The 11,440-nt window shown below is 71.1% G+C and carries 10 protein-coding genes; all 10 read right to left on the bottom strand.

All coding sequences use genetic code 11. From position 1 onward, the window contains the following. Positions 1-230: 230 nt before the first annotated feature. The 10 genes from coaBC to AB0946_RS17080 all read right to left on the bottom strand — a co-directional run bounded on the left by coaBC (position 231) and on the right by AB0946_RS17080 (position 11,435). Positions 231-1,433: a bifunctional phosphopantothenoylcysteine decarboxylase/phosphopantothenate--cysteine ligase CoaBC gene (gene coaBC, locus AB0946_RS17125; RefSeq protein ID WP_366761469.1), complete on the bottom strand. Its 1,203-nt coding sequence runs from the start codon at positions 1,431-1,433 to the stop codon at positions 231-233. A gap of 128 nt (positions 1,434-1,561) precedes the next feature. Next, positions 1,562-1,834, bottom strand: a complete 273-nt coding sequence (gene rpoZ, locus AB0946_RS17120; RefSeq protein ID WP_003982715.1) for a DNA-directed RNA polymerase subunit omega — start codon at positions 1,832-1,834, stop codon at positions 1,562-1,564. Between the two features lie 53 nt (positions 1,835-1,887). Further along, positions 1,888-2,445, bottom strand: coding sequence for a guanylate kinase (gene gmk / locus AB0946_RS17115; protein WP_366761386.1), 558 nt, complete (start codon positions 2,443-2,445; stop codon positions 1,888-1,890). 60 nt (positions 2,446-2,505) lie between these two features. Then, entirely contained in the window at positions 2,506-2,829 is a 324-nt protein-coding gene (locus AB0946_RS17110; protein WP_003977346.1) for an integration host factor, read from the bottom strand. Between the two features lie 298 nt (positions 2,830-3,127). Next, positions 3,128-3,973, bottom strand: a complete 846-nt coding sequence (gene pyrF, locus AB0946_RS17105; RefSeq protein WP_366761385.1) for an orotidine-5'-phosphate decarboxylase — start codon at positions 3,971-3,973, stop codon at positions 3,128-3,130. Beyond that, on the bottom strand, positions 3,970-5,076 hold the full coding sequence (locus AB0946_RS17100) for a quinone-dependent dihydroorotate dehydrogenase (RefSeq protein ID WP_366761384.1): 1,107 nt from the start codon (positions 5,074-5,076) through the stop codon (positions 3,970-3,972). Before AB0946_RS17100 ends, pyrF begins: the two co-directional genes overlap by 4 nt. 75 nt (positions 5,077-5,151) lie before the next feature. Next, positions 5,152-8,460: a carbamoyl-phosphate synthase large subunit gene (carB, locus tag AB0946_RS17095; protein ID WP_366761383.1), complete on the bottom strand. Its 3,309-nt coding sequence runs from the start codon at positions 8,458-8,460 to the stop codon at positions 5,152-5,154. Beyond that, positions 8,453-9,595 carry a glutamine-hydrolyzing carbamoyl-phosphate synthase small subunit gene (carA, locus tag AB0946_RS17090; RefSeq protein WP_366761382.1) on the bottom strand — a complete coding sequence of 381 codons (1,143 nt, stop codon included), beginning with the start codon at positions 9,593-9,595 and terminating at the stop codon, positions 8,453-8,455. Before carA ends, carB begins: the two co-directional genes overlap by 8 nt. Beyond that, complete coding sequence (locus AB0946_RS17085; protein WP_366761381.1) at positions 9,592-10,152, bottom strand: hypothetical protein; 561 nt, start codon at positions 10,150-10,152, stop codon at positions 9,592-9,594. The genes carA and AB0946_RS17085 overlap by 4 nt, the downstream gene beginning before the upstream one ends. Further along, positions 10,149-11,435 carry a dihydroorotase gene (locus AB0946_RS17080; protein WP_366761380.1) on the bottom strand — a complete coding sequence of 429 codons (1,287 nt, stop codon included), beginning with the start codon at positions 11,433-11,435 and terminating at the stop codon, positions 10,149-10,151. The genes AB0946_RS17085 and AB0946_RS17080 overlap by 4 nt, the downstream gene beginning before the upstream one ends. Positions 11,436-11,440 lie beyond the last annotated feature (5 nt).

Below are 11,440 nucleotides of genomic sequence, written 5' to 3'. Positions count from 1 at the left end.
GCGGCTGCTGGCTGATCATTTACGGTCGGCGCGGGGCTGCGCCTGGCACCGACCGTGAACAGTTTATCGGTCGCACTCGACCGGCGGGCCACCGTCTCGCCTCTCGGGAGCGCTGTGACCTGCGGCACGGGCATTCTGCACAATGGCGAGCGGCCTTGGCCAGGGCCGCCACACCGGATTTCGGCGTGGCGTGAACGTGACGCCGAGTTCGCCCGATCGCCTGCCGGGGGTTAGTCCAGACGCCGTACGACCAAGTCCCAGACGGTGTCGGCCAGGGCTTCCTTGGGACCGTGCGGCACCGGGGTCTCGCTGCCGTCGGCACCGAGCACGACCGCCTCGTTCTCCTCGGAACCGAAGGTCTTGCGCTCCCCCACCTCGTTGACCACGAGCAGGTCGCAGCCCTTGCGGGCGAGCTTGGCACGGCCGTTGGCGAGGACGTCGTCGGTCTCGGCGGCGAAGCCGACGACAACCTGTCCCGGCCGGGCCCGGTCGGCGGAGATCTCCGCGAGAATGTCCGGATTTCGCACCAGGACGACCGGGTCCGGGTCCTGGCCGTCCTTCTTCTTGATCTTCCCGGCGGCGTAGGCGGCCGGACGGAAGTCGGCGACGGCGGCGGCCATCACCACGGCGTCGGCGTCCGCGGCGGCCTTGAGGACGGCCTCGCGCAGCTGGACGGCGGTGCCGACCCGGACGACGTCCACGCCCGCCGGGTCGGGCAGGCCGGCGTTGGCGGAGACCAGGGTCACCCGGGCGCCACGGGCCGCGGCGGTGCGGGCGAGGGCGTAGCCCTGCTTGCCGGAGGAGCGGTTACCGAGGAAGCGGACCGGGTCCAGGGGCTCGCGGGTGCCGCCGGCGGAGACGACGACGTGCCGCCCCCCGAGGTCGGGCTCGGTGACACCGCGGGCCAGCACCCGCCGGCACACCTCGAAGATCTCCGCCGGGTCGGGCAGCCGGCCCTTGCCGGTGTCGACGCCGGTGAGGCGGCCGACGGCGGGCTCGACGACGACGGCGCCGCGGCGGCGCAGCGTGGCCACGTTCTCCTGGGTGGCCGGGTGTTCCCACATCTCGGTGTGCATGGCCGGGGCGAAGACGACCGGGCAGCGGGCGGTGAGGAGGGTGTTGGTCAGCAGGTCGTCGGCGAGGCCGTGGGCGGCCTTGGCGAGCATGTCGGCGGTGGCCGGGGCCACGACGACCAGGTCGGCCTGCTGGCCGATGCGGACGTGCGGCACCTGGTGGACGTCGTCCCAGACCTCGGTGGCGACCGGGTTCCCGGACAGCGCGGACCAGGTGGCGGCGCCGACGAAGTGCAGCGCGGAGGCGGTCGGCACGACGCGGACGTCGTGGCCCGACTCCGTGAACCTCCTCAGCAGCTCACAGGCCTTGTAGGCGGCGATGCCACCGCTGACCCCCAGCACGACCTTCGGCTTGTCCACCATGGCTCCTCGCGTTCGAGAATCTGCACCACCCATGACACACCACAGGCCCGGCAGAGTGTCCCCCCGGCGTTGGCCGGGGAAGTGACTGCCGGGCCTGCGGATACGTCAGGCGCAATCTGAAGGTACTACTGCGCCGGGCCCTCGACGGCCTCGGAGGTCAGCAGACCGGCGTTGATCTCGCGCAGGGCGATCGACAGCGGCTTCTCGTGGACGTGGGTGTCGACGAGCGGACCGACGTACTCGAGGAGGCCCTCACCGAGCTGGGAGTAGTACGCGTTGATCTGGCGGGCACGCTTGGCCGCGTAGATCACGAGGCTGTACTTCGAGTCGGTCGCCTCGAGAAGCTCGTCGATCGGCGGGTTGATGATGCCCTCGGGCGCGGTGATGGAAGAGGACACGCTCTACCTTCCGATGGATGGGAAAGAATCAGACATCGTGATCACAGTCACGATCACACAACGTCCATCAAGGCTAGCAGCTCACGGGCCACGTCCTCGACGGAGGTGTTGACCAAGGTCGTATCGAACTCCGGCTCGGCCGCCAGCTCGGTCTTCGCCGCCGTCAGGCGGCGCTCGATGACCTCCGGCGGCTCGGTCCCCCGGCCGGTCAGCCTGCGCACCAGCTCCTCCCAGGAGGGCGGAGCGAGGAACACCAGCTGGGCGTCGGCCATGGACTCGCGGACCTGCCGGGCGCCCTGGAGGTCGATCTCCAGCAGGACGGGCTCGCCGTTCTCCAGCCGCTCCAGCACCGCCGCGCGGGGGGTGCCGTAGCGGTTGCCGGCGAACTCGGCCCATTCCAGCAGCTCGCCGTTGGCGATCAGCTTGTCCATCTCCTCGTCGGTGACGAAGAAGTAGTGGACTCCGTGCTGCTCACCGGGGCGCGGCTTACGGGTCGTCGCCGACACCGAGAGCCAGACCTCGGGGTGTTCCTTGCGCATATGGGCGACGACCGTGCTCTTGCCGACCCCCGAGGGGCCGGAGAGCACGGTCAGCCGCGGACGTTCACTCATGCAGCGATTATTCCAGCAATCCCGGAGTGCCCGGGACTCCCGGTCCGCCGGGCGGCGGACTCAGGAGCCGGTGCTGCCGAACTCACGCTCCAGGGAGGCGATCTGGTTGGAACCGAGACCGCGCACGCGGCGGCTCTCGGAGATGCCCAGACGCTCCATGATCTGCTTGGCGCGGACCTTGCCCACGCCCGGCAGGGACTCGAGCAGGGCGGAGACCTTCATCTTGCCGATGACGTCGTTCTCCTGGCCCTGCTTGATGACCTCGTGCAGGGAGGCGCCGGAGTGCTTGAGTCGATTCTTGACCTCGGCCCGCTCCCGGCGAGCCGCGGCGGCCTTTTCGAGCGCGGCTGCGCGCTGTTCAGGGGTAAGGGGCGGAAGAGCCACGCCTACGTCACCTCGGATGTCGAACTGTCGGATACGGACCGGTGAGGAACCTAGTCGCCCCACACCTGGGGAGCCACGAGCAACACGCTGCCCGTTCTCCCCCACTGCCTGAGGGGCGCGGGAGGTGCCCCCACTGCTCGGAGACTAGCGGGCAAGTCCGCCAGAGTCAGCGAGAACAGCGGAAAAGTCCTGGTCAGCCTCCGTGAGGCCAGACATTTCAGACATACTGCCCTCGATTTGAGCATGTATTCAAGCTCAAGTCGGCGCGAGACCGCTCAGCCGAGCGCGCGGGCACGGGTCAGACGGCGGTGACGACGGCCTGGATCTCCGCCGCGAACCGCTCCGCAGCCCCGCGCAGCGCGCTGACGTCGGGACCGTGACGCAGAACACCCCGGCTGACGTTGGGCACCACGTTGCGGACGGCCGCTCCGAAGACCCGGGGCAGATCGGCCGGGGTCGCGCCCTGGGCGCCGATGCCGGGCGCGAGGAGCGGGCCGCCCACGGCGAGGTCGTACGAGGACAGGTCGCCGAGCGTGGCGCCGACGACCGCGCCGAAGGAGCCAAGCGGCTCCTCCCCCGCGTTCTCGGCCGCCAGGTGGGCCAGCACGGTCGCCCCGACGGTCCGGCCGTCGGCGCGGACGGCGTGCTGCACCTCGGCGCCCTCCGGGTTCGAGGTCAGCGCCAGCACGAACAGGCCGGCCCCGCTCTCCCGGGCGAGCGCGACGGCCGGGCTCAGCGATCCGTAGCCGAGGTAGGGCGAGACCGTCAGGGCGTCGGAGAACAGCGGGGCGCCGGGGCTGAGGAACGCCTCGGCGTAGGCGGCCATGGTCGAGCCGATGTCGCCGCGCTTGGCGTCCATCACGACCAGGGCGCCGGCCGCGCGCGCCTCCTGGACCGACTTCTCCAGGACGGCGAGGCCGCGCGAGCCGAACCGCTCGAAGAAGGCGCTCTGCGGCTTCAGGACGGCCACCCGGCCGGCCAGGGCCTCGACGACCGTGCGGCTGAACCGCTCCAGGCCGGCGACGTCGTCGTCCAGGCCCCACTCGGCGAGCAGCGAGGCGTGCGGGTCGATGCCGACGCACAGCGGCCCGCGCTCGTCCATGGCGCGGCGCAGCCGGGCGCCGAAGGGCTCCAACGGGCTCATGCGGGCTTCCTCACGTCGGCGCCGACCGCGTCGGCGAGGGTGGCGTACGGGCTGGTGCGCAGGCGGGCGGCGAGGCCCTTGTGGAGGGCGCGGCACCAGAAGGGGCCCTCGTAGATGAAGGCGCTGTAGCCCTGGACCAGCGTGGCACCGGCCAGGATGCGCTGCCAGGCGTCCTCGGCGGTCTCGACGCCGCCGACGCCCACCAGGGTGATCCGGTCGCCCACGCGCGCGTACAGGCGCCGCAGGACCTCCAGGGAGCGCTCCTTGAGCGGGGCGCCGGACAGGCCGCCGGTCTCCTTGACCAGCGCGGCGGAGGACCGCAGTCCGAGGCCCTCGCGCGCGATGGTGGTGTTGGTGGCGATGATGCCGTCCAGGCCCAGCTCCACAGCGAGGTCGGCGACCGCGTCGACGTCCTCGTCGGCGAGGTCGGGGGCGATCTTCACCAGCAGCGGGACGCGCCGGTGCGCCACCGTGCGGTCGGCGGCCTCGCGCACGGCGGTGAGCAGCGGACGCAGGTGGTCCACGGCCTGGAGGTCGCGCAGACCGGGCGTGTTGGGCGAGGAGACGTTGACGACCAGGTAGTCCGCGTACGGCGCGAGGCGCTCGGCGGACTTCACGTAGTCGGCGACGGCCTCGGACTCCGGGACGGCCTTGGTCTTGCCGATGTTGACGCCGACCACCGTCCGGAAGACCGGCTCACGGGTGGCCAGGCGGGCCGCCACGGCCAGGGAGCCGTCGTTGTTGAAGCCCATGCGGTTGATCAGCGCGCGGTCCGCGACGAGGCGGAACAGCCGCTTCCTGGGGTTGCCGGGCTGCGGCTCCCCCGTCACCGTGCCGATCTCGACGTGGTCGAAGCCCAGCATCGACATCCCGTCGATGGCCACCGCGTTCTTGTCGAACCCGGCCGCGAGCCCGAACGGGCCGTGCATGCGCAGTCCGAACGCCTCCGTGCGCAGCTCCTTGTGGCGGGGCGCGAGGGCGGCGGCGAGGAAGGTGCGCAGAACCGGGATGCGGACGGCGAGGCGGATCCAGCGGAAGGCGAGGTGGTGGGCCCGCTCCGGGTCCATCCGGCGGAAGACCAGACGGAAGAAAAGCTCGTACATGTGCGTGTCCTCTTGAAGCTTCAGGGAGCCCTCATGACGAGGGGGACACCGTTTCCGGTGTCCCCCTCGGGGCTGCTAGTCGCGGGCCGCGGTCAGGTGTTCCGCGTGTTCCTGGAGCGAGCGGACGCCCACGTCACCGTGGTTGAGGGCGTCGATGCCCTGGACGGCCGCGGCGAGCGCCTGGACGGTCGTCAGGCACGGCACGGACCGCGCCACGGCCGCCGTACGGATGTCGTAGCCGTCGAGGCGGCCGCCGGTGCCGTACGGGGTGTTGACGATGAGGTCCACCTCGCCGTCGTGGATGAGCTGGACGATGGTCCGCTCGCCGTTCGGACCGGTGCCCTCGGACTGCTTGCGCACGACCGTGGCGTTGATGCCGTTGCGCTTGAGGACCTCGGCGGTGCCGGAGGTGGCGAGCAGCTCGAAGCCGTGGGCGACCAGTTCGCGCGCCGGGAAGATCATCGAGCGCTTGTCGCGGTTGGCGACCGAGATGAACGCGCGGCCCTTGGTGGGCAGCGGGCCGTAGGCACCCGCCTGCGACTTGGCGTACGCCGTGCCGAAGACGGAGTCGATGCCCATGACCTCGCCGGTGGAGCGCATCTCCGGGCCGAGGACGGTGTCGACACCGCGGCCGTGGATGTCGCGGAACCGCGACCACGGCATGACGGCCTCCTTGACGGAGATCGGCGCGTCCAGCGGCAGCTCGCCGCCGTCGCCGTCCTTCGGCAGCAGGCCCTCGGCGCGCAGCTCGGCGATGGTCGCGCCCAGCGAGATGCGGGCGGCGGCCTTCGCGAGCGGCACGGCGGTCGCCTTGGAGGTGAAGGGGACGGTGCGGGAGGCGCGCGGGTTGGCCTCCAGGACGTAGAGGATGTCGCCGGCCATCGCGAACTGGATGTTGATCAGGCCGCGCACGCCGACGCCCTTGGCGATGGCCTCGGTGGAGGCGCGCAGGCGCTTGATGTCGAAGCCGCCGAGGGTGATCGGGGGCAGGGCGCACGCCGAGTCGCCGGAGTGGATGCCGGCCTCCTCGATGTGCTCCATGACGCCGCCGAGGTACAGCTCCACGCCGTCGTAGAGGGCGTCGACGTCGATCTCGATGGCGTCGTCCAGGAAGCGGTCGACGAGGACCGGCCGGGAGGGGCTGATCTCGGTCGACTCGGCGATGTAGGAGGCCAGGCGGGTCTCGTCGTAGACGATCTCCATGCCGCGTCCGCCGAGGACGTACGACGGCCGGACCAGGACCGGGTAGCCGATCTCGTCGGCGATGGCCTTGGCCTCGGCGAAGGTGGTGGCCGTGCCGTGCTTGGGCGCCGGCAGGCCCGCCTCCGCGAGGACGCGGCCGAAGGCGCCGCGGTCCTCGGCCGCGTGGATGGCCTCGGGGGACGTGCCGACGATCGGCACGCCGTTGTCCTTCAGGGCCTGCGACAGGCCGAGCGGCGTCTGGCCGCCGAGCTGGACGACGACGCCCGCGACCGGGCCGGCCTGCTGCTCCGCGTGGACGATCTCCAGCACGTCCTCCAGCGTCAGCGGCTCGAAGTACAGGCGGTCGGAGGTGTCGTAGTCCGTGGAGACGGTCTCCGGGTTGCAGTTGACCATCACGGTCTCGTACCCGGCGTCGGACAGCGCGAAGGAGGCGTGGACGCAGGAGTAGTCGAACTCGATACCCTGGCCGATGCGGTTCGGGCCGGAGCCCAGGATGATCACGGCGGGCTTCTCGCGCGGCGCGACCTCGGTCTCCTCGTCGTAGGAGGAGTAGAAGTACGGCGTCTTCGCGGCGAACTCGGCGGCGCAGGTGTCGACCGTCTTGTAGACCGGGCGGACCCCGAGGGCGTGCCGGACCTCGCGGACGACGTCCTCGCGCAGGCCGCGGATCTCGGCGACCTGCTGGTCGGAGAAGCCGTGCCGCTTGGCCTCGGCGAGCAGGTCACGGGTCAGCTCGGGCGCCTCGGCCAGCTCGTCGGCGATCTCCTTGATCAGGAAGAGCTGGTCGACGAACCAGGGGTCGATCTTCGTGTACTCGAAGACCTCCTGGGGGGTGGCGCCCGCGCGGATGGCCTGCATGACCGTGTTGATCCGGCCGTCGGTGGGCCGTACGGCCTCGCGCAGCAGGGTCTCCTTGTCGCCGGGCTCGCCCGTGAAGGCGAACTGGCTGCCCTTCTTCTCCAGGGAGCGCAGCGCCTTCTGGAAGGCCTCCGGGAAGTTGCGGCCGATGGCCATGGCCTCGCCGACCGACTTCATGGTGGTGGTCAGCGTGGAGTCGGCCTGCGGGAACTTCTCGAAGGCGAACCGCGGTGCCTTGACGACCACGTAGTCGAGCGTGGGCTCGAAGGAGGCCGGGGTCTCCTGCGTGATGTCGTTCGGGATCTCGTCCAGCGTGTAGCCGACGGCCAGCTTGGCGGCGATCTTCGCGATCGGGAATCCGGTCGCCTTGGAGGCGAGCGCGGAGGAGCGCGACACGCGCGGGTTCATCTCGATGACGATGACCCGGCCGTCCTCGGGGTTCACCGCGAACTGGATGTTGCAGCCGCCGGTGTCGACACCGACCTCGCGGATGATCGCGATGCCGACGTCGCGCAGCACCTGGTACTCGCGGTCGGTGAGCGTCATCGCGGGCGCGACGGTGATCGAGTCACCGGTGTGCACGCCCATGGGGTCGAAGTTCTCGATGGAGCAGACGACCACGACGTTGTCGTTCTTGTCGCGCATCAGCTCCAGCTCGTACTCCTTCCAGCCGAGGATGGACTCCTCCAGGAGCACCTCGGTGGTCGGGGAGAGCGTGAGGCCCTGGCCGGCGATGCGGCGCAGCTCCTCCTCGTCGTGCGCGAAGCCGGAGCCGGCGCCGCCCATGGTGAAGGAGGGGCGGACGACGACCGGGTAGCCGCCGAGGGTCTCGACGCCCCGGAGGACGTCGTCCATGGAGTGGCAGATGACCGAGCGGGCGGACTCGCCGTGCCCGGTCTTCCGGCGGACCTCCTCCACGACGTCCTTGAAGAGGTCGCGGTCCTCGCCCTTGTGGATCGCCTCGGGCTTGGCGCCGATCAGCTCGACGCCGTACTTCTCCAGGACACCGTTCTCGTGCAGCGAGATGGCGGTGTTCAGCGCCGTCTGACCGCCCAGGGTGGGCAGCAGGGCGTCGGGGCGCTCCTTGGCGATGATCTTCTCGACGAACTCGGGGGTGATCGGCTCGACGTAGGTGGCGTCGGCGATCTCCGGGTCGGTCATGATCGTCGCCGGGTTGGAGTTGACGAGGACGACGCGCAGCCCCTCGGCCTTGAGCACACGGCAGGCCTGGGTGCCGGAGTAGTCGAACTCGGCGGCCTGGCCGATGACGATCGGGCCGGAGCCGATGACCAGGACGGACTGGATATCGGTGCGCTTAGGCACGCTGGCCCTCCATCAGGGAAACGAAGCGGTCGAAGAGGTAGGCGGCGTCGTGCGGGCCGGCTGCCGCTTCGGGGTGGTACTGGACGGAGAAGGCCGGCTGGTCGAGCAGCTGCAGCCCCTCCACGACGTCGTCGTTCAGGCAGACGTGCGAGACCTCGGCGCGGCCGAACTTCGTCTCGCTGACCTTGTCGAGCGGCGCGTCCACGGCGAAGCCGTGGTTGTGCGCGGTGACCTCGACCTTGCCGGTCGTACGGTCCTGGACCGGCTGGTTGATGCCCCGGTGGCCGTACTTCAGCTTGTAGGTGCCGAAGCCGAGGGCGCGGCCGAGGATCTGGTTGCCGAAGCAGATGCCGAACAGCGGGGTACTGCGCTCCAGGACGGCGGTCATCAGCGCGACCGGGCCGTCGGCGGTCGCCGGGTCGCCGGGACCGTTGGAGAAGAACACCCCGTCCGGCTCGACGGCGTAGACGTCGTCGGCCGTGGCGGTGGCGGGCAGGACGTGCACCTCGATGCCGCGCTCGGCCATGCGGTGCGGGGTCATGCCCTTGATGCCGAGGTCGATGGCGGCGACCGTGAACCGCTTCTCGCCGACCGCCGGGACGACGTACGCCTCCTGGGTGGCGACCTCCTCGTAGAGGCTCGCGCCCTTCATCTGCGGCTGCGCCTGCACGCGCTGGAGCAGCTCGGCCTCCGGGGCGATCGCCTCGCCGGAGAAGATGCCGGCGCGCATGGAGCCGCGTTCGCGCAGGTGGCGGGTGAGGGCCCGGGTGTCGATGCCGGAGATGCCGACCACGCCCTGCCGCTCCAGCTCGTCGTCCAGGGAGCGCTTGGCCCGCCAGCTGGACGGCACGCGCGCGGGGTCGCGCACGACGTAGCCGGAGACCCAGATGCGGCCGGACTCGTCGTCCTCGTCGTTCCAGCCGGTGTTGCCGATCTGGGGGGCGGTCGCGACGACGATCTGGCGGTCGTAGGACGGGTCGGTGAGGGTCTCCTGGTAGCCGGTCATACCGGTGGAGAACACGGCCTCGCCGAAGGTCTCCCCCACGGCCCCGTAGGCGCGGCCGCGGAAGGTGCGGCCGTCCTCCAGGACGAGTACGGCGGGAGTCTTCGCGGCTCCCCTGGTGGAGGTCGTCATCGTGCGCCTTCCGTGTCGTTGGTCATCTGGTTCAGGGTGTCGACCCACTCGGTGTGCTCGGCCGCGTGGTCGGAGCGGAAGCCCGAGTCGATCAGCTTGTCGCCGAGCGCCCAGGTCACCACCAGCAGTCCGCCCTCGGTGAGGACCTTGCCGGCGATGCCCTTGTCCAGGCGGGCCCCGCGCAGCGCGGCCGTGGGGATGAAGAAGTCGGTCGCGCCGGGGCGCTCGACCTCCAGGCCCGCGTCGGTCAGGGTGAGCTCGGCCCGGCTGCGGGTGCCCAGGCCGTGGGCCACGATGCGGTCCAGCCACTGTCCGGCGGTGGTGGAGCCGTGGTAGCGGCCGCTCATGCTCAGTCTGGCCGGGCCGGTCCCCTCCGGCGCGGCCGGCAGCTCCGGCAGGTCGCTCTGGAGGGTGCCGCGCCACTTCCAGCCCTCGCGCATCAGCCAGTAGACGAGGGCGATGAAGAGGACCAGTCCGACGAGCCAGCCGATACGGGCCGGCCAGTCGGTGACGTCGGCCGACCGCTTGGCCTCGGCCAACAGGATTACAGGTGTCACGTGAGCTTCCCGTCGACGAGCGTGGCCTTGCCCCGCAGCCACGTGTGCGTCACACGGCCCGGCAGCTCGCGCCCCTCGTAGGGGGTGTTGCGGCTGCGCGAGGCGAAGCCCGCGGGGTCCACCCGGCCACGGTATTCCGTGTCGACCAGGGTGAGGTTGGCGGGCTCACCAGCCGAGACGGGACGGCCGTGGCCGGTGGCCTGTCCGATCCGCGCGGGCTTGAAGGACATGCGGTCGGCGACGCCGGCCCAGTCGAGCAGGCCCGTGTCCACCATCGTCTCCTGGACCACCGACAACGCGGTCTCCAGGCCGACCATGCCCATGGCGGCCGCGGCCCACTCGCAGTCCTTGTCCTCGTGCGGGTGCGGGGCGTGGTCGGTGGCGACGATGTCGATCGTGCCGTCGGCGAGCGCCTCGCGCAGGGCCAGCACGTCGCGCTCGGTGCGCAGCGGCGGGTTGACCTTGTAGACCGGGTTGTACGTGCGCACCAGCTCGTCGGTGAGCAGCAGGTGGTGCGGGGTGACCTCGGCGGTGACCTGGATGCCCCGGGACTTGGCCCAGCGGACGATCTCCACGGAGCCGGCGGTCGACAGGTGGCAGATGTGGACGCGGGAGCCGACGTGGTCGGCGAGGAGGACGTCGCGGGCGATGACGGACTCCTCGGCGACGGCCGGCCAGCCGCCCAGGCCCAGCTCCGCGGAGACCACGCCCTCGTTCATCTGGGCGCCCTCGGTGAGCCGCGGCTCCTGCGCGTGCTGGGCGACGACACCGCCGAAGGCCTTCACGTACTCCAGCGCGCGGCGCATGATCACGGCGTCGTCCACGCACTTGCCGTCGTCGGAGAAGACGGTGACGCCGGCGGCGGACTCGTGCATGGCGCCCAGCTCGGCGAGCTTCCTGCCCTCCAGGCCGACGGTGACGGCGCCGATGGGCTGGACGTCGCAGTAGCCGTGCTCCTGGCCGAGCCGCCAGACCTGCTCGACCACACCGGCGGTGTCGGCCACCGGGAAGGTGTTGGCCATGGCGAAGACGGCCGTGTAGCCGCCGCTCGCCGCCGCGCGGGTGCCGGTGAGGACGGTCTCGGAGTCCTCGCGGCCCGGCTCGCGCAGGTGGGTGTGCAGGTCGACCAGGCCCGGCAGCAGCACCTTGCCGTCGGCCTCGACGACCTCGGCGCCGTCGGCGCACAGCCCCGTACCGACCTCGGCGACGGTCTCGCCGTCGATCAGCACGTCCTGCGGCGCGCCGCCGAGCACCTTCGCACCACGGATCAGGATCTTGCTCATGTGTC

Source organism: Streptomyces sp. NPDC046870 (assembly GCF_040704595.1).
In the GTDB taxonomy this organism is placed as follows: domain Bacteria; phylum Actinomycetota; class Actinomycetes; order Streptomycetales; family Streptomycetaceae; genus Streptomyces; species Streptomyces argyrophylli.
Note: the sequence above shows the minus strand (reverse complement) of the source record. Positions and strands in the feature narration are given on the sequence as shown.